Annotated in this window: 22 protein-coding genes, 4 tRNA genes and 1 riboswitch; of the genes, 11 read left to right on the top strand and 15 right to left on the bottom strand. The window is 57.9% G+C overall.

The features are described 5' to 3' along the window. Nucleotides 1-470 precede the first annotated feature (470 nt). The gene (locus ACP7CJ_RS25655; RefSeq protein ID WP_426102599.1) at nt 471-2,867 is read left to right on the top strand and encodes a membrane-bound PQQ-dependent dehydrogenase, glucose/quinate/shikimate family; all 2,397 of its coding nucleotides are present in this window, start codon (nt 471-473) and stop codon (nt 2,865-2,867) included. Nucleotides 2,868-3,007: 140 nt separating this feature from the next. Beyond that, the gene (locus ACP7CJ_RS25660; RefSeq protein WP_276194437.1) at nt 3,008-4,294 is read left to right on the top strand and encodes a carbohydrate porin; all 1,287 of its coding nucleotides are present in this window, start codon (nt 3,008-3,010) and stop codon (nt 4,292-4,294) included. A 63-nt stretch (nt 4,295-4,357) separates the two neighbouring features. Here ACP7CJ_RS25660 and ACP7CJ_RS25665 read toward each other — a convergent pair whose 3' ends face one another. Both ACP7CJ_RS25665 and ACP7CJ_RS25670 read right to left on the bottom strand, forming a co-directional pair. Next, nucleotides 4,358-5,230 carry a NotI family restriction endonuclease gene (locus tag ACP7CJ_RS25665; protein ID WP_017849182.1) on the bottom strand — a complete coding sequence of 291 codons (873 nt, stop codon included), beginning with the start codon at nt 5,228-5,230 and terminating at the stop codon, nt 4,358-4,360. Beyond that, entirely contained in the window at nt 5,227-6,357 is a 1,131-nt protein-coding gene (locus ACP7CJ_RS25670; protein WP_276194438.1) for a DNA-methyltransferase, read from the bottom strand. Before ACP7CJ_RS25670 ends, ACP7CJ_RS25665 begins: the two co-directional genes overlap by 4 nt. 346 nt (nt 6,358-6,703) lie before the next feature. Here ACP7CJ_RS25670 and ACP7CJ_RS25675 point away from each other — a divergent pair, with 346 nt between their 5' ends. From ACP7CJ_RS25675 to ACP7CJ_RS25695, 5 genes are all read left to right on the top strand, one after another. Next, on the top strand, nt 6,704-7,018 hold the full coding sequence (locus ACP7CJ_RS25675; RefSeq protein ID WP_276194439.1) for an ArsR/SmtB family transcription factor: 315 nt from the start codon (nt 6,704-6,706) through the stop codon (nt 7,016-7,018). Continuing rightward, nucleotides 7,015-7,449, top strand: a complete 435-nt coding sequence (locus ACP7CJ_RS25680) for a YeeE/YedE family protein (RefSeq protein ID WP_276194441.1) — start codon at nt 7,015-7,017, stop codon at nt 7,447-7,449. The genes ACP7CJ_RS25675 and ACP7CJ_RS25680 overlap by 4 nt, the downstream gene beginning before the upstream one ends. 2 nt (nt 7,450-7,451) lie before the next feature. Next, nucleotides 7,452-7,871, top strand: a complete 420-nt coding sequence (locus ACP7CJ_RS25685; RefSeq protein WP_276194442.1) for a DUF6691 family protein — start codon at nt 7,452-7,454, stop codon at nt 7,869-7,871. Between the two features lie 13 nt (nt 7,872-7,884). Continuing rightward, nucleotides 7,885-8,073 carry a YgaP family membrane protein gene (locus ACP7CJ_RS25690; protein ID WP_276194443.1) on the top strand — a complete coding sequence of 63 codons (189 nt, stop codon included), beginning with the start codon at nt 7,885-7,887 and terminating at the stop codon, nt 8,071-8,073. 199 nt (nt 8,074-8,272) lie between these two features. Further along, nucleotides 8,273-8,638 carry a YidH family protein gene (locus tag ACP7CJ_RS25695; RefSeq protein WP_426102597.1) on the top strand — a complete coding sequence of 122 codons (366 nt, stop codon included), beginning with the start codon at nt 8,273-8,275 and terminating at the stop codon, nt 8,636-8,638. Between the two features lie 360 nt (nt 8,639-8,998). Here the strand turns inward: ACP7CJ_RS25695 and ACP7CJ_RS25700 are convergent. Then, nucleotides 8,999-9,075, bottom strand: a tRNA-Arg gene (locus ACP7CJ_RS25700). Nucleotides 9,076-9,399: 324 nt separating this feature from the next. On the opposite strand from ACP7CJ_RS25700, the gene ACP7CJ_RS25705 reads away from it, so the two are divergent. Beyond that, nucleotides 9,400-9,627: a hypothetical protein gene (locus ACP7CJ_RS25705; protein ID WP_426102595.1), complete on the top strand. Its 228-nt coding sequence runs from the start codon at nt 9,400-9,402 to the stop codon at nt 9,625-9,627. Nucleotides 9,628-9,638: 11 nt separating this feature from the next. Beyond that, complete coding sequence (locus ACP7CJ_RS25710) at nt 9,639-9,818, top strand: PA3371 family protein (RefSeq protein ID WP_276194488.1); 180 nt, start codon at nt 9,639-9,641, stop codon at nt 9,816-9,818. 66 nt (nt 9,819-9,884) lie between these two features. On the opposite strand, the gene ACP7CJ_RS25715 is transcribed toward ACP7CJ_RS25710, so the two are convergent. Further along, nucleotides 9,885-10,175 carry a hypothetical protein gene (locus ACP7CJ_RS25715; protein ID WP_276194489.1) on the bottom strand — a complete coding sequence of 97 codons (291 nt, stop codon included), beginning with the start codon at nt 10,173-10,175 and terminating at the stop codon, nt 9,885-9,887. A gap of 31 nt (nt 10,176-10,206) precedes the next feature. On the opposite strand from ACP7CJ_RS25715, the gene ACP7CJ_RS25720 reads away from it, so the two are divergent. Continuing rightward, complete coding sequence (locus tag ACP7CJ_RS25720) at nt 10,207-10,533, top strand: Arc family DNA-binding protein (RefSeq protein WP_003193592.1); 327 nt, start codon at nt 10,207-10,209, stop codon at nt 10,531-10,533. A gap of 102 nt (nt 10,534-10,635) precedes the next feature. Here the strand turns inward: ACP7CJ_RS25720 and mgtE are convergent, their stop codons facing one another. The 8 genes from mgtE to ltaE form a co-directional block, all read right to left on the bottom strand. Next, complete coding sequence (gene mgtE, locus ACP7CJ_RS25725) at nt 10,636-12,078, bottom strand: magnesium transporter (RefSeq protein ID WP_276194493.1); 1,443 nt, start codon at nt 12,076-12,078, stop codon at nt 10,636-10,638. A 338-nt stretch (nt 12,079-12,416) separates the two neighbouring features. Continuing rightward, nucleotides 12,417-12,493, bottom strand: a tRNA-Arg gene (locus ACP7CJ_RS25730). Nucleotides 12,494-12,565: 72 nt separating this feature from the next. Next, nucleotides 12,566-12,642: transfer RNA gene (locus tag ACP7CJ_RS25735), tRNA-Arg, on the bottom strand. A gap of 108 nt (nt 12,643-12,750) precedes the next feature. Further along, nucleotides 12,751-12,841 (bottom strand) — tRNA-Ser (locus ACP7CJ_RS25740). 62 nt (nt 12,842-12,903) lie between these two features. Further along, complete coding sequence (gene csrA / locus ACP7CJ_RS25745) at nt 12,904-13,092, bottom strand: carbon storage regulator CsrA (RefSeq protein ID WP_003175645.1); 189 nt, start codon at nt 13,090-13,092, stop codon at nt 12,904-12,906. 172 nt (nt 13,093-13,264) lie between these two features. Continuing rightward, on the bottom strand, nt 13,265-14,506 hold the full coding sequence (locus ACP7CJ_RS25750) for an aspartate kinase (RefSeq protein WP_253398261.1): 1,242 nt from the start codon (nt 14,504-14,506) through the stop codon (nt 13,265-13,267). 97 nt (nt 14,507-14,603) lie between these two features. Beyond that, nucleotides 14,604-17,222, bottom strand: a complete 2,619-nt coding sequence (gene alaS / locus ACP7CJ_RS25755; RefSeq protein ID WP_276194496.1) for an alanine--tRNA ligase — start codon at nt 17,220-17,222, stop codon at nt 14,604-14,606. Nucleotides 17,223-17,368: 146 nt separating this feature from the next. Next, on the bottom strand, nt 17,369-18,373 hold the full coding sequence (gene ltaE, locus ACP7CJ_RS25760; RefSeq protein WP_247395946.1) for a low-specificity L-threonine aldolase: 1,005 nt from the start codon (nt 18,371-18,373) through the stop codon (nt 17,369-17,371). Between the two features lie 190 nt (nt 18,374-18,563). Then, nucleotides 18,564-18,733, top strand: a riboswitch (FMN riboswitch). A 113-nt stretch (nt 18,734-18,846) separates the two neighbouring features. On the opposite strand from ltaE, the gene ACP7CJ_RS25765 reads away from it, so the two are divergent. After that, nucleotides 18,847-19,356 (top strand): 6,7-dimethyl-8-ribityllumazine synthase, encoded by a 510-nt coding sequence (locus tag ACP7CJ_RS25765; RefSeq protein ID WP_276194497.1) that lies wholly within the window; start codon nt 18,847-18,849, stop codon nt 19,354-19,356. 131 nt (nt 19,357-19,487) lie between these two features. Here ACP7CJ_RS25765 and astE read toward each other — a convergent pair whose 3' ends face one another. Genes astE through astB form a run of 3 tightly spaced genes read right to left on the bottom strand, consistent with a single transcriptional unit; the run spans nt 19,488 to nt 22,164 of the window. After that, the gene (astE, locus tag ACP7CJ_RS25770) at nt 19,488-20,492 is read right to left on the bottom strand and encodes a succinylglutamate desuccinylase (RefSeq protein WP_426102593.1); all 1,005 of its coding nucleotides are present in this window, start codon (nt 20,490-20,492) and stop codon (nt 19,488-19,490) included. Between the two features lie 11 nt (nt 20,493-20,503). Further along, a complete protein-coding gene (locus tag ACP7CJ_RS25775; protein ID WP_253398268.1) occupies nt 20,504-20,794 on the bottom strand; it encodes a topoisomerase II in 291 nt (96 codons plus the stop codon). A 23-nt stretch (nt 20,795-20,817) separates the two neighbouring features. Next, on the bottom strand, nt 20,818-22,164 hold the full coding sequence (gene astB, locus ACP7CJ_RS25780; RefSeq protein WP_426102591.1) for an N-succinylarginine dihydrolase: 1,347 nt from the start codon (nt 22,162-22,164) through the stop codon (nt 20,818-20,820). Nucleotides 22,165-22,210: the final 46 nt, after the last annotated feature.

Raw genomic sequence — 22,210 nt, forward strand, 5'->3', positions numbered from 1 at the left:
CACCGCGATTAACCAGCGAATCAGTCGGAGCAAAGCATGCAACCCGATCAAGGCCGACAGAGCCTTCGGGCCTACTCATTACCGACTGAACACATGGATAGTCATTAAGCGGGCGTAATGCTGCCGCCAACGTTTTCTTTGCCCCTCCTGCCGACACTCCATCAGCCCCCGGTTAAGCATCTAGTTCGTTATCGAACGGAGCTTTTAGCGTGAAGGGGTTGAGCTGAAAGAGTGCCGGTATGCAGGCCAAGAACATGCGGATGGCAAGTTATTACGCTGATTTTCAATGCTTGCTTGCCGTCAGCAAGACAGCGCAGCGGGACCATGGACAAACCACACCGGGCCAACTAATGGCCGGACTCAACATTCGGCCAAGTTGCTCATACACCGTGGGCGCAGTTACGTATTTCCCCAACTGAGCATATACAAATATGACAGACGATCATCGATCTCACTCTGGAAGATCCTCAATGAGTACTATTGCAAGGGGACTGTTTTCCCTGCTTGTTTTTGCCGTGGCACTGGCGTTGATTTATGGCGGGTTCAAACTGGTAGCACTCGACGGATCGAGTTACTACCTGCTGGCCGGCTTCGCCTATCTGCTGTTGGCAGCACTGTTTGTCTTGCGTAAACCTATCAGCATTGCCCTCTCCGTCGTCATCTTCCTCGCCACGTGTGCGTGGGCGTTCTACGAAGTGGGCCAGTTCAGCTACTGGCAACTGCTGCCACGCCTGGTGGTGCCGGCGATCATCCTGACCCTCAGCTTGTGGGTCGGTGCTGCGTTCCCGGAAACGTCCTTGGCCACCCGGCGCACCTCCAACCGATTCGGCTTTGCCGTGTTCCTGGCCCTGATCGCCACCTTTATTGCGGCGTTCTACCCACACGGCGGGATCTCGAACCCTGTCGCCGCGACTGACTTGCCCAAGGCCACGGAGCCCGCCAGCGGGCCTGCAAACTGGGAATTCTTCGGGCGCAATGCGTCAGGCACGCGGTTTGCGCCTTACACGCAAATCACGCCGGGAAACGTCAAGGACCTGCAAGTAGCCTGGACCTACCAGACCGGACGCAGGACCACCGGCGCCGGCGCTGGCGTTGACGAAAACACCCCGTTGCAGATCGGCAACGTGCTGTATTCGTGCACCCCGGAAAACCTGATCACCGCGTTGGATGGCGATACGGGCAAGCCGATCTGGAAGTTCGATCCTCACGCCAAAAGCGAAGAGCATGTGACGTGCCGTGGCGTGGGCTATTACGACGTTGATAAAGACGACAGCCTGAGCGCAGCGGTCAAAGCCTCGTATAACGATCAGCAGCAATGCCGCCAGCGTATTCTGGTGTCGTCGGTAGATGCCCGTCTGTTTGCACTTGACGCGCATACAGGCGCCCTTTGCCAGAGTTTCGGTGACAACGGTTACGTCGATCTCAAGAAAGGCATGGGCCCGACCGAAAACAGCAAGCGCTATCACCCGACCTCACTGCCAGTGGTCATGGGCCACCTCACGGTGGTGGGCGGCTGGGTACGCGACATTGTGGCTGGCGAACCCTCCGGCGCTGTCCGCGCCTTCGATGTGCTGACCGGTGCGCTGGTGTGGGCATGGGACGTCGGCGCGCCCGAGGGCACGGACCCAACCAAGGCCGATCACCCGTTCACGCTGGAAACGCCTAACGTATGGACGATCCCGACCTACGATAAAGAGCTGAACCTGGTCTACTTGCCGACCGGCAACGGCCCGCCCGACTATTGGGGCGGTGATCGCAACGCCGTCAAAGAAAAATTTGGCTCGGCCGTCGTGGCCGTCGATGCATCGACCGGTAAAGCCAAATGGATCTACCAGCTCATTCACCACGATGTATGGGATTACGATCTGCCATCGCAGCCGGTTCTCTATGACATCAAGAATGCCCAAGGCGTAAAAACCCCGGTCTTGATCCAGACCACCAAGACCGGCCAAATCTTTGTGCTGGATCGTCGCACTGGCCAGCCGGTGACAGAAGTACAGGAACGTCCGGTTCCAACCTCGCCGGCAGCAGAAGGCGAACACCTATCGCCGACACAACCGTACTCGGCCGGCATGCCGGTGATTGGGGCCGACCCACTGACTGAAAAGTCGATGTGGGGGGTGTCGACATTCGACCAACTGTATTGCCGGATCATGTTCAAAGATTCGGTTTACGCGGGGCCATTTACGCCGCCAACCGAAAAGCCATACATCGAATGGCCTGGCTTGCTGGGCGGGATGAACTGGGGTGGCATCTCCATCGATGAGAACACCGGCACGCTGTTCGTCAACGACATGCGCATGCCGCTGCGGATGTCATTGGTGACCAAGGAAGAAACCAAGAAATTCAAGGTCTCGACCGACGAAGTGCCGGGTTTCATGGGCACCATTCGCCCGCAAGTCGCCGGTATTTATGGTGGCGTGAAAATCGACATTCTCCAGTCGCCACTGGGCGTGCCGTGCAACTCCCCGCCCTTCGGCAGCATGAGTGCGATTGATCTCAATACGCAGAAACTGGTCTGGCAGGTTCCCATGGGCACCGTCCAGGATACCGGCCCGCTGGGGATCAAGACCCACCTGCAGATTCCGCTGGGCATGCCGACGCTTGGCGGTCCGACGTCGACAGCCTCTGGCCTGGTGTTCTTTGCCGGCACCCAGGACTACTACCTGCGCGCACTCGATTCGGCCACCGGCAAAGAAGTCTGGAAAGCCCGTTTGCCGGTTGGTGCGGTTGCGGCCCCGCTGATCTATCAGTCACCCACCACCGGGAAGCAGTACGTGGTCATCTCCGCCGGTGGCATGAGCCATTCGCCTGACGTCGGCGATTACATCATTGCTTATGCATTGCCGGACAACATCAAGCCGTAATGCGTTAGTTGCCACTGCATGAAAATAACCCCCGTTTACGGGGGTTATTTTTCCAAGTCACAAAAGCACAGCGCAAACCGATAAATAACGCGGAGCGTTGAGCTACTCCCTCACTTTCTCTGTAACGGAGCACATCCAAAATGCTTTTTTCTTTCCGCGCCATGCTGACCAGCAGCCTGTGCAGCGGTTTGTCGCTATGCCTCTTCGCCCCGTCCCCGGCACTGGCCGACGACCTGATGAACCGCTCCACACTCACTGGCGGCTGGGGTGGTGAACGCCAAAAGATGGTCGACGAGGGCATCAAACTAACCGGTGACTACAGTTCCGAAACGATTTCCAACCTGCATGGCGGGATCAAGCGCGGCACCCGCTATTCGCAACAAATACGTATAGGCGCCCAGTTTGATCTGAGTAAGTTGCTCGACAGCCCCGATGCGGGACGCGTGCAACTGCTGGTTAACGACCGTCGCGGCCACAGCGCCACGGAAGACTTGCTTGGAAACCGCCTGTCGTCCCAAGAAAACTACGGCGGCGAATACACCCGGCTGACCGAGTTCAGCTATCAACGCAACCTGTTTTCGCCGGCCCTGTCCACCAAAGTCGGCTTCATGGTGATGGGCACCGATTTTGGTGGTATGCCCATCTTGGCCAACTTTGTGAGCGCCGGCTTTTGTGCGCATCCGCTGACCATGTCGAGCGGCAGTGGCTGGGGCAACTACCCGACAGCGCATTGGGGTGGCGAGTTGCGTTACGACGTCAACCCGTCGCTGACGCTGCAAACCGCCGTGTTCCAGGTCAACCCGGAATACAACACGCGCTCTTCCAAAGCGTTCTCCATGCCCAGCAACGGCACCACGGGGGCGATTTTGCCACTGGAGGCGATCTTCAATAACGACGCCTTCCTGAACGGCCAATACAAAGTCGGTTGGTACTACGACACCTCCAACGTCCCCGAGATCGGCAGTACGCAAAAGAGCAGCAACCGTACCGGCGCCTATGTGCTGATGGACCAAGCCATCTGGCGCAATGAGCAAGACCCGCAAAGCGTGCTGCGCCTCTTCGGCCAGGCAGCCAGCAGCAACGCGGCGACCTCGCCGATGCGCCGCTGGTACTCGGTGGGCCTTGTCAAACAGAAGCCTTTCGCGAGCCGCCCGAACGACTCCATCTCTTTTGGCTATGGCCGCGCCGTGCTCAACTCGCGCACACGGGATGTGCAAGAAGCCAAGGCGACCAACCTCGAAGACGCCGAGATGATCGCCAACCTCGACAACGGCGAGCAAATGCTTGAGCTCAACTACGGCGCACAGGTCACACCTTGGCTGCTGCTGCGCCCAGACCTGCAGTACTACATCGAGCCCGGCGCGTTTTCCGGCAAAAAACGCGACAACGCGCTGGCCGCGGGTTTACAGGTCAAGGCAACGTTTTAAAAGCCTCGTTTGCACGGGGGGCATCCACTCGATGCCCTCTTGCAATCGCGCACTCAGGCGGCATCACACCAAACTGTCGGGCGTCCCCACTGCTTGGAACAACGTGCGGTCGGATAGCTTGGTCTGCAGCCCAATCAATATTTGCTCAAGCTCCACCCGGGCCTCTGCCTGGAGCCCCAGGCACATACCGATTCCGTCCGCATCCGTACTGAGTCGGGATGACATCGAGATCTTATAGTCGCCGGCACCTGCATTATCCATTTTATAGGCATGAAGATGCATTGAGTCGCCAATCAAGGCCGGTGTTTCAAGATGGTCGAATTTAAATTCCTTGGTCATGTAGCTCAGCAGTTTGTCCTGGACCACCAACACCAGCTTCTTGTTGAGGTGTTCAAATGTCTGCACTTTGTGGTGCATTTGAACCAAGATGGTTTTTGCGGTCATTTTCCAGTTCATTCCGAAGGTTTTATTGGACTCTTCAGCACTGTCCGACCTGGAAATCCCTAGCGTTTCCAGCATTCTCTGGCGCTCTGGCCAGACCGTTCCGGTCGTATCAAGGGTCTGCAGCTCGATGCCAACAAAGTCCTTCACCTTTCCATCTTTTACCGACACCAAGAAATAATCGACACTTCCCCCCGGGATCGACACTTCGGGGATGATGTGAAGCTCGTTCCCCGGTTCATGGGTCGTCAATAGATGAAAACAGTCGGTAAAAATCTGCCGGCGCTCGATTAGCCGGACAGGACAGATGATTACCGGTTCCGGCACTTTTCCGTACAGCACGCTGCACGTACCGATAGAAATGTCGGGGTTGGACTTCCTGACTTTGTAGCAACGCTTGTTGGTATAGGCGCAGCGTTGAGCGCCAATCACGCCTTGCCAGTCGACGGAGCGATTATGCGTACCCTTCCCGAACAACTCTATTATTTTGCTCATAACAGCGTATTGCACCTGTCTTTGGTCATCTCAAGATACTGCTCGGAGATATCTATCCCGATCGACTTCAAGCCTAAGCGTTGCGCCGCGACCATCGTTGTTCCCGTACCGCAGAAAGGGTCGATTGCCATACCGCCTGGTGGGCAGGTCGCCAATAAAGGTATACGGCACAGGTCGACCGGATAGGGGGCAAAGTGGGTTTCCCGGCCCTGCGAATCTTCCGGGAGAATGTCCCAGACGTCAGACGGTTTACTCCCCTTAGGGTGGTATTTAAGAAAGTAATAACCTTTATCCCTGAGTTCCTTCGCTCGCCCCGAAACTTTTTCACTGTCGGAGTGTGTCGCTCTTTGCTGCCCACGAATGATCATCCGGAAGTCTGACACTTTACCGGAAGACAAATCTGCAAGGATGCTGGCCAGGGCAGCATGCGCGGCTGATTTTTCTGCGTCGCTCAACGAGGTCGACAGCTCGATCTGGCGCTTGTAACGCACGCCGGAAACGCCCGTGGCTGAGACTATCGAGCCATTCACCACTTTGGACTCTCTAGGCTTGGACCTGACGGCATCAGCATTGTAATAATAGTTTTTTGACTGTTTCACGAAGTGAAACAAGTTTTCATGGACATTTCCAAGACGGTCCTTGGTGTTGTCCATGCCGCCTTTCAGCTTGTTCCATATAATGCTATTTCGAAGTATCCAGCCTTGATTGTCGGTAAGCTCGAACACCACTCGCCACGGAATCCCGAGCAGCCCCTTGCCGCTATAAGAATCACCGAGATTGAGCCAGAACGATCCCGTCGACTTCAGCACGCGTTTGAGTTCCAAAAACACAGCGCAAAGATCTGCGACGAAATCCCGATAGTCTTTCTCCAGGCCTATCCCACCGTTTTGATATTCCCGCTTCCCCCAGTACGGCGGTGACGTCATTGCAAAATCAACCGACTCGTCAGGCAGAGACCTCAATACAGCGAGGCAATCCCCGTTCAGAAGCAGGGGGCGTGTAGAAGATGACCGGCCGTATTTCAGAAGCGCAGAAGAAAAATCTTTCTGGACGATGGTCGAAGGTTCAAACGCGTCTTTCTCCTGCGCAGAAAATAGTGCTGGATCGTTAAGTTCTGTGTAGGTCATGAGGTGTCCAAACGGGAACGGCGGCAATGGCTACAGGATGGCCTTCTAACGCTGTCCTGATCAGACCCGGATGGTACAGAGCCTGAGGAAAGCCGGGCAAGCCAAACCGTACTGAAGGGACAGACGTTGAGCCACGGGGTGTCGACTCCCAGGGCTCGGTCAATTCGATCGCCTTGCGATGGCGCAGAGCGACCTCATTGGATCACCAAAGCTGAACCACTCACTTTCGCTTCGCCTTTAGCCCCCGACCTTCTCCTGCCAGCGACGAACGCAGATCGGTGCTGACATACACTTATTGTTTTTATATAATATTATTTAACAAACTGACCAGTTAGTGATCAATCGTATGCCCGAATCAGATCTCCAGCGGCTACACGCCAACGCCGATGCCGCCAGCAAGTTCCTTAAGGCTCTGGCCAATCCGGATCGTTTGATCCTGCTCTGCCAACTATCCCAAGGCGAGCGTAATGTCAGCGATCTGGAGTCACTGCTAGGGATACAGCAACCGACGCTTTCTCAACAACTGGCGGTGCTGCGCCGCGAAGCACTGGTGGATACCCGTCGAGACGGAAAGCAGGTGTTCTATCGCATCAGCAGTCCTGCGGCATTGGCCGTCATCCAAACCTTGTATCAACAATTTTGCGGAGCAGACGCGTCATGAATGTCGATTGGCTCAACTTCACTCCCTGGTCATCCCTTGCAGGCGGTGCATTGATTGGCCTGGCGGCCAGTCTTTTCGTCGTCGCCAACGGGCGCATCGCCGGCATCAGCGGTCTGATCGGCAGTCTTTTACAGCGGGGGAGCGAGGGGGCGGGTGAGAAGGCGCTTTTTCTCCTGGGCCTGCTCATCGCGCCGCTTCTATGGGGCTTGTTCGCCGCGCTGCCGCAGATTGAATTCCAAAGTGGCGGGTTCGGACTGATCGCCGCCGGTGTATTGGTGGGTATCGGCACACGATACGGCTCAGGTTGCACCAGCGGCCATGGCGTGTGCGGCATATCACGCCTTTCGCCGCGATCGATGGTCGCCACTGCCTGCTTCATGTTCAGCGGTTTCACCACTGTGTTTGTCCTGCGTCATCTGCTGGGAGGTTGAATATGAACAAACTGACGGCATTCATTGCTGGCCTGCTGTTCGGCTTGGGGCTACTGCTGGCAGGCATGGCCAACCCGAGCAAAGTCCTGGCGTTCCTGGATTTAGCCGGTGCTTGGGACCCTTCCCTCGCGCTGGTCATGGTCGGGGCCATTGGCATAGCCATTGGCCCGCTGACCTGGGCGCGCCAACAATCCCGCTCGCTGCTGGGAAGGCCAATGCAACTGCCGACCAAGCGTGAATTGGACCCGCGCTTGATCGGCGGCAGCCTGCTGTTCGGCATCGGTTGGGGAATAGCAGGCATCTGTCCTGGCCCTGCGGTGGCAATTCTGCTGACAGGACGCTGGCAAGCAATCGTGTTCATGTTGGCCATGCTGGCCGGCATGTTGTTGTTTACTGCGCTGGAGACCCGGCGCAACCACTGATCGGGAGATCGTCATGAAAGCGAACCTTGGAACCATTGACCGTAGCCTGCGCATTGTCGCCGGCCTGGTTCTCATTGGCCTCAGTCTGATGGGCGTGATCGGCTGGTGGGGTTGGATCGGCTTAGTGCCACTGGCTACTGGTCTTTTCCGTTTTTGCCCTATGTACAGGTTGCTGGGCATCAAAACCTGTAACCGTTGCTGAGCAAAAACCCATAGCGTTCACGTGCATGAGGCCATTGGCGCAGCCGATTTCGTGGCTATGCGCCAAGCACCGGACGCTGCGTTGGGCATGTGCGCGTTGACGCCAACAGCTGGATCTATAAACGTACAAGTCGAGTGTTTTTGTTCAAAACTATTCTGTGTGGAGTAGCTTCAAAAGCTGTTTGAACAAGGAAATTTCAATGTCCGACCTGAACGATCCGCGCGTATTCTTTGCCGCCGAGCGAACGTTGCTGGCATGGAACCGAACCAGCCTTTCGCTGATGGCATTTGGCTTTGTGATTGAACGATCCGGACTACTGCTGCAAATGCTGAAACCGGACGTTCCGAATTCTCCAGGAAAACACTGTTCGTTCTGGATCGGGCTGGCTTTTCTGATGCTGGGCTCATGGATTGCCTGCTGGTCATCCTGGCAATACAAAAAGGTGGTCAAGACCCTCAGGCCCGTTGAGATCCCCCTTGGCTACAGCGTTAATACCGGCCCTGGCGTTAATGTCATTACTGCAATCCTGGGCGTTTTGCTCATGGTCTATTTGTTCATTATGTGAGCAAGGCGGACCTGCCTGAGCTCACTTGGCTTCCCTGCGGGCCGAAAGCCGCGCAGCGTTCAACACTCGTTGAAGTTCACTTGGACGCGGCTTGCAGGGTGTCTAGAGAACACAGGGCGATTCACTATCCCTGTTCGGAGCAACCATCCGAGAACAACAAGTAAAACAGCGCTGCCCCCCCCCCGCTGTGGCAAGGATATTCAGTGCGAAATTCGTCAGCGTATCCATACCTTTCTCTGAGTTACAAAAAAGCCCCATCAGGAAACCTGAACGGGGCTAATTTTTCTGCGTCTTGCTGTCACCCTGCCGTCACTGCAAAATCAAGCATTACGCAGAAAAGGCTGAAAGCCTTTAAATAGATGGTGTCCCAGGGCCGGTTCGAACGGCCAACCTTCCCCTTAGGAGGGGGATGCTCTATCCAATTGAGCTACTGGGACAAATGACAGTCATCAGGCTAAGGGCACTGCGACGGACGGCGTGCATGTTAACGGCCAAGGTGGTTTTTGTCATGTCGTCCGTAGGCTTTTTGAGTGTAAGCCAATACTTGCGCCACTGATCACGGTTTCGCCCCGCAAATCCGGGCACCTGAGGCTATCGTGCAAAATGCATTACGCCAAAATGCCAGCATTGCAAATTGCAACCCAACCGACCTTTAGATTAAACTCAAGCCATTGATTTTATTGAAATAAAACATTGGCACGGCATCTGCAATAATTCTCCCACAAAACCATTCGGCTGAACCCGCTGCGGAGAAGATGACGATGAACAGCACCCTTCTGTTAGCCCTCAATACTGCAGCCCTGGCCGCACTGGTGATGTTTCATTTTCAGTCGAGCTCCAGCGATGACACCGCGCAGATCCGCCAGCCCGTGCCGCATCATCTGCAACAACGCCCGCAATTGGCGGTGATGGCGGCCAACCCGCAATCACCTGTGCGCCTTACCCAAAGCACTCAGCCCGCGCCCACCACTGAACACTGGGTTTTCTGAGGAAGCCTTCCATGTCCAAATTCGCCTGGCTGTTTTTGTGCCTGACCGTCGTGACTGCCGTGCTGGGTATGTCTACCTCGTCCCACGACGCTCACGCCACCACCCTCATCGCCAGCGCCGTCTTCGGCAGCCTCCTGTTGTTGACGCTTATCGTCGGCCGCCGAATCAAATTCGACCCCGTGTTGCGCTGATTCTCCGTGGCCCTGCACCGACCTTATGTCGCCTCGCGCTAGTAAATCGGCAAATTGCCACTAGTCTTAAAAACAAGGGCAAAAGGCCATATTGCGATACGATATGCACCCCAACGCCTTTAGCAGCAATGGCTTGCGGGATGATGGACTGTGGCGATCGCCCGCAAAAAAGTTTTCCAACCAGTCCGCAAAAATGCAAATCAGTACTGGCATAAAGCCTTTAGGCAGTTCAATATTTGTCACAGAATTGACGCCAAGGAACCGGCAAAATTGAGGCATGATGCGGCCTCTTTGCAATTCAGGTTGAACTTTGGTCGTGAGCCTTGTCTTAACACTCATCTTGCGGCCAATTCCCATAACCGCTCCCCTGAACTAACCGGTTAAATATATGCGCCCATTGAAACAGGCAATTTATTCCAGCCGCACGGCTGACAAGTTCGTCGTACGTCTGCCAGACGGAATGCGGGAACGCATTGCCGAGGTGGCTCGCAATCATCACCGCAGCATGAACTCCGAAATCATCGCGCGCCTTGAGCAGAGCCTCATTCAGGAAGGCGCGTTGGGTGAAGAGTTAAGCATGCGCCTGGACAGCCCTGAGCTGTCACTGCACGAACGCGAACTGCTGCAGCGTTTTCGTCAGCTCTCCCACCGCCAGCAAAATGCCCTCGTTTCGCTTATTGCACATGACGTTGAGGCGGCCGCAGAAGCCAATTGATCTGCCCCTGAAAGCCGAAGCCAGCCACGTGCTGGCTTTTTTTTGCGCGCAATTCGGGAAGGCAATACTGGGCGGGGGCTGGGTTGCCCCCGCCGCGAGGGGTCAGAGCAGGAAGATCGTCGCCAGGCCAAGGAAGATGAAGAAGCCGCCACTGTCGGTCATGGCGGTAATCATCACACTGGCACCCATGGCCGGGTCGCGCCCGAGGCGCGCCAGGGTCATGGGGATCAGCACCCCCATCAAGGCCGCCAACAGCAGGTTAAGCGTCATGGCGGCGGTCATGACCACCCCCAGCGACCAGCTGCCGTACAGTAAGTAGGCCACGATCCCGATCACCCCGCCCCACACCACGCCATTGATCAGCCCCACCGCCAACTCCTTGCGCATCAGGCGCGAGGTGTTGCCGGTATTGACCTGGTCGAGCGCCATGGCGCGCACGATCATGGTGATGGTCTGGTTGCCGGAGTTACCGCCGATCCCGGCGACAATTGGCATCAACGCCGCCAGCGCCACCAGCTTCTCGATCGAGCCTTCGAACAGCCCGATCACCCGCGAAGCGATAAACGCGGTGATCAGGTTTACGGCCAACCACGCCCAGCGGTTACGCAGGGAGCGCCAGACCGACGCAAAAATATCTTCCTCTTCACGCAGACCCGCCATGTTGAGGACTTCGGTTTCACTTTCTTCACGGATCAGGTCGACCATTTCATCGATGGTCAGACGACCGATCAACTTGCCGTTCTTGTCGACCACCGGGGCCGAGATCAAGTCGTAACGCTCAAATGCCTGGGCGGCATCGTAGGCGTCTTCATCCGGGTGGAAACTCACCGGATCGTTGGCCATCACGTCCACAACCTTCTTCTCGGGGTCGTTGACCAGCAGGCGCGTGATCGGCAACACGCCCTTGAGAATCCCTTCGTAGTCGACCACGAACAATTTGTCGGTATGCCCTGGCAGCTCTTTCAGGCGACGCAGGTAACGCAGTACCACTTCCAGGCTGACGTCTTCGCGGATGGTGACCATCTCGAAGTCCATCAGCGCGCCGACCTGGTCCTCGTCATACGACAGCGCGGAGCGCACACGCTCACGCTGCTGGCCATCGAGGGTTTCCATCAGCTCATGGACAACATCACGGGGCAGCTCGGGGGCCAGGTCAGCCAGTTCGTCGGCATCCATCTCCCGGGCCGCAGCCAGGAGCTCGTGATCATCCATGTCGGCGATCAGGGTTTCACGGACGGAGTCGGATACTTCGAGCAGGATGTCGCCGTCGCGGTCGGCCTTGACCAACTGCCAGAGGGTCAGTCGATCATCCAGCGGCAAGGCTTCAAGGATATAAGCGACGTCGGCGGAGTGCAGGTCATCGAGCTTGCGTTGCAACTCGACGAGGTTTTGCCGATGAACCAGGTTTTCGACGCGGTCGTGGTGCGGACCTTCCTGGCGGTGCGTGAGGTCTTCGACCAAACGCTGGCGCTGCAGCAGCTCGATAACTTGAGCCAGACGATCCTGCAGGCTTTCTTGTGTTTTTTTTACTTCTACTTCGGTCATAGGCGAACTCCACTCCCAGCAGCGGGGCACGCCGGAAGGATCAATCAGTCAATTCATGATTGGTAAAACGGGGTACTGAGTAACTACTGGGTAAGTCCATGGAGGTATTCCACAAGCCCCGGCGGGGCTGACGGGCGCAATGATACACCGCCCGCCGCTTTTAACGTCAAAAAACTGGTAAGAACAAGCGCTTGCGAGCCAAAGCTGAGGACTGGCCGCATCTATGAACTGCGACGCCGCCGCGCGAAAGGAAAACACATGAGGTGGGAGAAAAAGGCTAAATCCTACATAACCCCAAGACGGCAAAAAGCCCGCACTAGGCGGGCTTTTTGTTTGTATGGTGCACTCGACAGGATTCGAACCTGTGACCGCTCGGTTCGTAGCCGAGTACTCTATCCAGCTGAGCTACGAGTGCAGATTGTGTTTTTAGACCAGATCACAACTGGTTGTAACCAAATCACCTGCATTACTGCAACTGACTCTTAAATGGTGCACTCGACAGGATTCGAACCTGTGACCGCTCGGTTCGTAGCCGAGTACTCTATCCAGCTGAGCTACGAGTGCATTTGTTGCCGCGCATTATAGGCCGTTCAATCTCTATGTAAAGCGATTTTTTCGAGTAATTTCAACAACTTACCGATAAATCCAGATTGCAACGTACTAAGCAAATAATGGCGGAGAACGGGGGATTCGAACCCCCGACACCCTTTTGAGGTGTACTCCCTTAGCAGGGGAGCGCCTTCGGCCACTCGGCCAGCTCTCCGCAACACGGGGCGTATATTAACCACGTTCTTCCCCGTTTGCAAACATAAAAAACGATAAAAATTAAAGGCTTGGTTCTTCGTCCTTCTCTTTCTTGATCCGCAGATAGATTTCCTCGCGATGGACCGCTACCTCTTTAGGAGCGTTAACCCCAATACGCACTTGATTGCCTTTGACGCCGAGCACGGTCACGGTGATTTCGCCATCACCAATAATCAGGCTTTCTGCGCAACGACGGGTCAGAATCAACATACCTTTCACCTCACGCACTTCAGTTCAGGAACAACAGTCTGCAAAAAAAGGCCTTCGACCTACGGCTCATCGGCCATAGCCCTACCGGCTAAGTATTGTCGAGCCCGTGCAAAACACACGCACCCTACAAAAAAATGAAAGGCGCGGTAAACCGCGCCTTCCTGGCATTGCGTCACTCGCCCTGTCGGGCCGGAGCGTCCAGCTCAAAAGCGGTATGCAGCGCGCGTACAGCCAGTTCCAGGTACTTCTCTTCGATCACTACCGAGACTTTGATTTCCGACGTGGAGATCATCTGGATATTGATGCTTTCCTTGGCGAGAGCCTCGAACATGCGGCTGGCAACGCCAGCATGGGAACGCATGCCCACACCCACGATCGACACCTTCGCAATCTTGGTATCGCCGACCACTTCACGGGCGCCAATCCCGCTCGCGGTGTTCTGCAGGATACGTTCGGCCGCTTCGTACTCATTGCGATGAACGGTGAAGGTGAAATCGGTGGTGTTATCGTGCGAAACGTTCTGCACGATCATGTCGACTTCAATGTTCGCGCCGCTGATCGGGCCGAGGATCTTGAACGCAACGCCCGGGGTGTCTGGCACGCCACGGATCGTCAGCTTGGCTTCATCGCGGTTGAAAGCGATGCCGGAAATGATCGGCTGTTCCATGGATTCCTCTTCATCAATAGTAATGAGGGTGCCCGGACCCTCCTTGAAGCTGTGCAATACGCGCAGCGGAACGTTGTACTTGCCGGCGAATTCCACCGCACGGATCTGCAACACCTTGGAACCGAGGCTGGCCATTTCCAGCATCTCTTCGAAGGTGATCTTGTCCAGGCGCTGGGCCACGGACACCACGCGCGGATCAGTGGTGTAGACGCCGTCCACATCGGTATAGATCTGGCATTCGTCAGCCTTGAGCGCGGCCGCCAGGGCCACACCGGTGGTGTCCGAACCGCCACGCCCGAGGGTGGTGATATTGCCGTGCTCGTCAACGCCCTGGAAACCGGCGACAACTACCACACGACCGGCCTTCAGATCAGCGCGAATCTTCTGATCATCGATTTGCAGGATTCGCGCCTTGGTGTGCGCGCTGTCGGTGAGGATACGCACCTGACTGCCAGTGTAGGACACCGCCGGCACACCGCGCTTGTTCAGCGCCATGGCCAGCAGGCCAATGGTCACCTGCTCGCCGGTGGACACGATCACATCCAGCTCACGCGCCAACGGTTGTTGATCGCCGCTGATGGCCTTGGCCAGTTCGATCAGGCGATTGGTCTCGCCGCTCATGGCCGACAGCACCACCACCAGGTCATCGCCGGCGTCGCGGAATTTCTTAACCTTGTCGGCGACCTGCTCGATTCTTTCGACAGAGCCGACCGAGGTGCCTCCAAATTTCTGTACGATCAAAGCCATTTCTAAGCCGCCTCAGCCCGTAAAGGGGCGCCCAATAAACCAATCTTCCAGCAACCGAGCGAGCCCGTGACTAGACCACGGGCTCATTCACAGCGCCTTAAATACCTGCCTCGACAAACGGCACGGTCAGGGCCAGGGCCGCGTCCAGGGCACCGGCATCAACACCACCGCCTTGTGCCATGTCCGGACGACCACCGCCCTTCCCGCCCACTGCCGCAGCGGCTTGCTTCATCAAATCACCGGCCTTGAGTTGGCCAGTCAGGTCTTTGGTTACACCGGCAACCAGAACGACCTTATCCTCATGGACACTGCCGAGCAGGATCACTGCGCGGCCGAGCTTGTTCTTCAACTGATCGACCAAGGCCAACAACGCCTTGCCGTCCTGGCCGTCCAGACGTACCGCCAGGACTTTCACGCCCTTGACGTCCTGGGCAGAAGCCGACAGGTCATCACCTGCCGCGCTGGCCGCCTTGGCTTGCAACTGTTCCAGCTGTTTCTCCAGGGCACGGTTGCGCTCCAGCACGGCGGACAGCTTGTCGATCAGATTGTCACGGCTGCCCTTGACCAGGCTGGCCGCTTCCTTGAGTTGCTCTTCGCCCGCATTGAGGTAGGCCAGGGCCGCAGCGCCGGTCACCGCTTCAATACGACGCACACCGGACGCAACACCGCCTTCGCTGATGATTTTCAGCAGGCCGATGTCGCCGGTACGGTTGGCGTGGATACCGCCGCACAGTTCCACCGAGAAGTTGCCGCCCATGCTCAGGACACGCACGTTGTCGCCGTACTTCTCGCCGAACAGCGCCATGGCGCCTTTGGCCTTGGCGGTCTCGATGTCGGTTTCCTCGGTTTCCACCGGGGTGTTCTTACGCACTTGGGCGTTGACGATATCTTCCAAGGCCTTGATCTGCGCAGGCTTGATCGCTTCGAAGTGGCTGAAGTCGAAACGCAGGCGCTGGCTGTCGACCAACGAACCCTTCTGCTGGACGTGCTCGCCCAACACCTGGCGCAGTGCAGCGTGCAGCAAGTGGGTGGCCGAGTGGTTCAGCGCAGTGGCGTGGCGCACGTCGGCGTCCACTTGGGTTTCCACCGGCGAACCGACGGTCAGGCTGCCCGACGCCAGCACGCCGTGGTGCAGGAACGCACCGCCGGTCTTGGTGGTATCGCGTACATCAAAACGACCGGAAGCAGCCTTGAGGAAACCACAGTCGCCAATCTGCCCACCGGATTCGGCGTAGAACGGCGTCTGGTCCAGGACCACCACGCCGTCATCGCCTTCGCTCAGGACGTCGACCGACTGGCCGTCTTTATACAGGGCGATCACTTTGGCCGAACCGTGGGTGGCCTTGTAGCCGGTGAACTCGGTGGCCACGTCAACCTTGACCAGGCTGTTGTAGTCCATACCGAAGGAACTGGCGGAACGTGCGCGTACACGCTGGGCTTCCATCTCGCGTTCGAAACCTTCCTCGTCGAGGGTCAGGTTGCGCTCACGGGCGATGTCGCCGGTCAGGTCCATCGGGAAACCGTAGGTATCGTAGAGTTTGAACACCACGTCGCCCGGCACCACGCTGCCCTGCAGGCCGGCGAGGTCTTGCTCGAGGATCTTCAGGCCCTGTTCCAGGGTCTTGGCGAACTGCTCTTCTTCAGCCTTGAGCACGCGCTCGATGTGCGCCTGGTTCTGGGTGAGTTCCGGGAAGGCCTCGCCCATTTCGGCGACCAACGCCGCGACGATCTGGTAGAAGAAGCTGCCGTTGGCGCCCAGCTTGTTACCGTGGCGGCAGGCGCGACGGATGATACGGCGCAGCACGTAGCCACGGCCTTCATTCGACGGCAGCACGCCGTCGGCAATCAGGAAACCGCAGGAACGGATGTGGTCAGCCACCACTTTGAGCGATGCCTGCTCTTCATTGGCGCAACCGATGGCCTTGGCGGCAGCGGCCAGCAGGCTCTGGAACAGGTCGATTTCGTAGTTGGAGTGAACGTGCTGCATCACCGCACTGATCCGCTCCAAGCCCATGCCGGTGTCCACCGACGGCGCCGGCAGCGGATGCAGCACGCCATCGGCGGTGCGGTTGAACTGCATGAACACGTTGTTCCAGATCTCGATGTAACGGTCGCCGTCTTCTTCTGGCGAACCCGGTGGGCCGCCCCAGATATCGGCGCCGTGATCGTAGAAAATCTCGGTACAAGGGCCGCACGGGCCGGTATCGCCCATGGTCCAGAAGTTGTCGGAGGCGTAAGGCGCGCCCTTGTTGTCGCCGATACGCACCATGCGCTCAGGCGGCACACCGACTTGCTGGGTCCAGATGTCGTAGGCCTCGTCATCGCTGGCGTAGACGGTGACCCAGAGCTTTTCCTTCGGCAGTTTCAGCACGCCAGTGAGGAAGGTCCAGGCGAAGGTGATCGCATCTTGCTTGAAATAGTCGCCAAAGCTGAAGTTGCCGAGCATTTCGAAAAACGTGTGGTGACGGGCGGTGTAGCCGACGTTTTCCAGGTCGTTGTGCTTGCCACCGGCGCGCACGCATTTCTGGCTGCTGACCGCGCGGGTGTAGGCGCGCTTTTCCTGGCCCAGGAAACAGTCCTTGAACTGGTTCATCCCCGCGTTAGTGAACAGCAGGGTAGGGTCATTGCCTGGGATCAAGGAGCTGGAGGCGACACGGGTGTGACCTTGCTCTTCGAAGAAGCGAAGGAAGGCTTCACGGATTTCTGCGCTTTTCATTAGGTTCTTCCACGGAGTCTGAGGCCAAAGGCCAGTGCGCAACATCATCAGACGGAGCGACGGCAAAGGGCCGCATTATATCGGCCCTTTGCCGGTGGTACAGCGTGTTTATGTGATAGAAACAGTCAATTAGACAGTCTGCACTGTCATTTCCGAGAAAACTCGACGAATGCCTGCACCACGTGCTCGATCTGCGCCCGGCTCACGTCCAGGTGCGTGACCATTCGCAGACGCGGCGCAGCGCTCAACTTGATGCCGCGCTCGGCGGCAAATACCTTCAAGGCCTGCGCCTGGTCGCCGAGCTGTACATAGACCATGTTGGTCTGCACCGGCTCCACCGTATAACCGGCTTTGCGCAGTTCATCCCCCAGCCATTGGGCGTTGGCGTGGTCGTCGGCCAGGCGCTGCACTTGATGGTCCAGGGCATACAGCCCGGCCGCCGCCAGGGAACCGGCCTGGCGCATACCGCCGCCGACCATCTTGCGCAGGCGCCGCGCCTTGGCGATCAACGCCGTGGAACCGCACAACACCGAACCAATCGGCGCGCCCAGGCCCTTGGACAGGCACACCGACACCGAATCGAAATGCCGGGTAATCTCCCGCGCGTCCACGTCGAGCTTGACCGCCGCGTTGTAGAGCCGTGCGCCGTCAAGATGCAGGGCCAGCCCATGCTCACGGGTAAACGCACGCGCCTTGGCCAGGTATTCCAGCGGCAATACCTTGCCCTGCATGGTGTTCTCCAACGCCAGCAGGCGGGTGCGGGCGAAGTGGAAATCATCGGGTTTGATCGCTTCGAGCACTTGATCCAAATCGAGGCAACCGTCCGCCTGCACCTCCAACGGTTGCGGCTGGATCGAACCCAGCACGGCCGCGCCGCCGCCTTCGTACTTATAAGTGTGGGCCTGCTGACCGACGATGTATTCCTCGCCACGCTCACAGTGGGCCATCAACGCCAGCAGGTTGCTCATGGTGCCGGTGGGCACGAACAACGCCGCAGCGAACCCCAGGCGCTTGGCCAGTTCGGCCTCCAGGCGGTTGACGCTGGGGTCTTCGCCATACACGTCATCGCCGCTGACGGCGCAGGCCATCGCATCGAGCATGCCGGGGGTGGGTTGGGTCACGGTGTCGCTGCGCAGGTCTATCACGGTCATCAAACTGGCCTCTGACGGGTTGGGCTTTTTTTCGTACTGACGATTACTGCGGGTAAAGCGACGGAATATCAAGTCCCATGCAGCGTCAATCGAATATCGATCGAACAAACCGATATAGGCTATCGATACGGCAATCGTGCAGTTTCTGAAAAACCATGTTAAAAACTCTCCGCCGCCAGGGTTCTGGCGGCAACGTTCTCAGGGCGGGGTGCAATTCCCCACCGGCGGTAATTGCGCGCAATGTGCATAGCCCGCGAGCGCTTGGCGCCTCGAACTGCTCCGGCAGGACGGCGACAAGGTCAGCAGACCCGGTGTGATCCCGGGGCCGACGGTCATAGTCCGGATGAAGAGAGAACGGGATTGGCGCCAAAGGGCCGCGCGCGGAGTTCATGCTTGCATGACCCAGCGGGTCGTACCCTTAAATCCCATTCGATTCATAACGCCCTGTTTTTTTCTTAAACAGGAGTCAGAACATGCAACCCACCGCAATCGACAGCAAAAGCAAAAACCACCACGGCGAGCGCGTCGCGTTTATCCAGGCCTGCTGGCACAAGGATATTGTCGACCAATCGCGCAAAGGCTTCCTCAGCGAAATGATCGCCCTGGGTTACCAGGAATCGGACATCGATTTCTTCGAAGTCGGTGGCGCCTTTGAAATGCCCCTGCACGCCAAGCTGCTGGCCAAGACCGGCCGTTACGCCGGCATCGTTGCCGCGGCCCTGGTGGTGGACGGCGGCATCTACCGTCACGAGTTCGTGGCCCAATCGGTGGTCAGCGGCCTGATGCAGGTTCAGCTGGAAACCGAAGTGCCGGTGTTCTCGGTGTCCCTGACCCCGCACCACTTCCACGCGGGCAGCGAGCACCACACCTTTTTCCATGATCATTTCGTGCACAAGGGCCAGGAAGCTGCGCGCACGTGCGCCGACACCTTGCACAAGGTGCGTGCAATCCGCCGCAGCGAGCCACGGGCTGTAGCGGTTTAAGCAACACTGCAAAACAAAATGTGGGAGGGGGCTTGCCCCCGATTGCAGTGTAACAGTCAGAAATTTTTTAACTGAGACCGCTATCGGGGGCAAGCCCCCTCCCACATTTGAATCCGGTTACGTCTTGAGACCTATGCCAAGCCCGCGTCCGTGGTCGGCACGATCAATATCCCTGCCCGCAAGCCATTCTTAACCTTCGGGTTGGGGAAGATGATGCGCGCACCCTCCTCCTCGATCACCCAGCGGGTCTTGGCGACGTCTTCGGCGAGCAGATAACCCTTTTCCAATTCCGAAAAGTTTTCTACATCCGCCGGCAAGTGCAGCAGGAAAGCATCGCTGTGCTTGATGACTTCCCGCGACACGGCGAACAGTTTCAACCCCTCCAGACTGTCAGTCTCAGGCTCGGTGCCTTCGATGATCTGCTTGAGGCGCAGCTCCAGGCGGGAAACATTCACGCCCTGGTTCTGCCCGAACGGCCGCGCCTTGCCCAGTTCCAGGGTGAAGGCCTCGGCCTCCAACTGCTCGTAGGTAAACGCGGTGAAAGTGATCGAGCTCTTGTTCTGCAGCAACACTGCTTCCATGCCGGCAGCGTTCAGGCGGGCCAGTTCGTGGCGTGAATGCTGGCGCCCGGCCTTCCACGGGTAGAGCGCAAACTGCTCGACCTTCGAGCCACGAATGGCGGTGTGCAGGTCGTAATGCAGGCGCGCACGGCCAGGCAGGCTGAAGAAGCTGCGAGCCAATTGTTCCAGCTCGGTGGCGCGCATGGCTTCAGGGCCGATGTTTTTTTCGTGACGGCCGTTGAACAGCCGGTTGACGTCCAGTTCAAGGAAACGCTCGCCGCGACGCATGGCCTCGGGGTTGCCGAACAGGAACAGAATACGGGTGCGGGGTTTGATCTCTCCACGGGCGATGCCATGCAACAGGCGGTCGAGCAGTTCGATCGGCGCGGTTTCGTTGCCATGGATGCCGGACGACAGCAGCACGTCGCTGCCGTTGTCCCGCGCTTGCGGCGGGCGCACTTCGAGCGCGCCTTCGCTGAGCCAGCGCATCTGCACGCCGTCGACAGTCAGTTGAATTTTTTGCGCCGGTTCACGACCGGCGAGCGTCAGTTCAAGGAGTTTGCCGAGGGCGAGCATAAGCAGCTTCCTTAGTGGTTGCAGCCTGGGCCGTGGACGTGATCGTCGTCATCACCCTCAACGTCGGCCGGTTCCATTTCCAGTTGCAGGCTCATCAGGTTGGTGGCCAGTGGGCGCATCAGCAGGTTGGCGTACTCGGCGTCGCCTTCTTCCACATCCACACCGATCAGCAGTTGGCCACGGCCGTCGTGCTGAATCCAGACTTCCTTGCCCTGCCAGATCACGGCAACGCGGGTGCAGGAGGTTTCCAGTTGGGTGCCGTCGGTGTCTTCAAGGATCAGTTGCAGGGTATCGGTGCTCATAAATAGCTCTCAGCCGTGTGGCGTTAATTGATCTGGAAAGGATATACCGCGCCCAGTTTAAGGATTTGCGTCAGTTCATCCAATGCCGTCCGGCACTCAACCAACAATTGCGGGTCAGCCAGATCGCTTTCGCGCAGGCTGTCGCGGTAGTGCTTGTCGACCCACTGGGTCAGCGTCTCATACAACGGCGCGGTCATGATAACCCCAGGGTTCACCGCCGCCAGCTCGGTTTCGTTCAACGCCACGCGCAAACGCAGGCACGCCGGGCCACCCCCGTTCTGCATGCTTTGCTTGAGGTCGAAGACCTTGACTTCGCGGATCAAACCACCGGCACCGGTGAGGCCCTGCAGATACTGCCAGACGCGCGTGTTGGCGCGGCACTCTTCCGGCACGATCAGCAGCATCGAGCCGTCGGCGCGGGTCAGCAATTGGCTGTTGAACAGGTAGGAACGCACGGCGTCTTCGACGCTGACCTGGGCACGCGGCACACACACCGACTGGAAGTTACCGCCCAGCTTGCCCAACTTGGCCTGCAGCTCGCCAAGCATCTGCTCGGTGTTGAGGAACGCGTCCTCGTGATAGAACAGCACTTCGCCATTGCCCACCGCGATCACATCGTTATGGAACACGCCCGCATCGATCACCGCCGGGTTCTGCTGGGCGAAGACCACGCCGCCATCGTTCAGGCCGTGCAGGCGGGCGACGGCTTGGGACGCTTCGAGGGTCTGGCGCGCCGGGTACTTCTGCGGCGCCGGGTAACGGGTGTCGAACGCGCTGCGGCCGAACACAAAAAACTCGACGCCCGCCTCGCCATAGTCACGGCAGAAACGTGTGTGGTTGGCCGCACCTTCGTCGCCGAACTGCGCCACCGCCGGCAACGCGGCGTGGTGGGCGAAGTGTTTCGCATCGGCAAACATCGCCCCCAGCACGCGGCTGGTAGTCGGGTGTTCGATGCTGCGGTGGTATTTGCAGTTGAGGTTGGCGGCGGTGAAATGCACGCGGCCATCCGCCGTGTCGGCGCTCGGGCTGACGGTGGCGGCGTTGGCCACCCACATGCTCGACGCGGAGCAACTGGCGACCAGCAGCGGCATGGCCTGCTTGGCCGCTTGCTGGATGACCTGGGCATCGCTGCCGCTGAAGCCGAGGTTGCGCAAGGTGGCCACGTCCGGACGTTCCTGCGGTGCGAGCACGCCTTGCACAAAGCCCATGTCCATCAGCGCTTTCATTTTTTGCAGGCCCTGCAACGCCGCTTCCTTCGGGTTGGAAGCCTGCTGGCTGTTGCTCTGGGACGCGACGTTGCCGTAGGACAAACCGCCGTAGTTATGGGTCGGCCCCACTAGACCGTCAAAATTGACTTCATAGGATTTCATCGGCGAGGCTCCACGAACATCTGTTTTTATAGGCATCTAATGACTT

Source organism: Pseudomonas sp. PSPC3-2 (assembly GCF_049897085.1).
GTDB classification, from domain to species: Bacteria; Pseudomonadota; Gammaproteobacteria; order Pseudomonadales; family Pseudomonadaceae; genus Aquipseudomonas; species Aquipseudomonas paraveronii.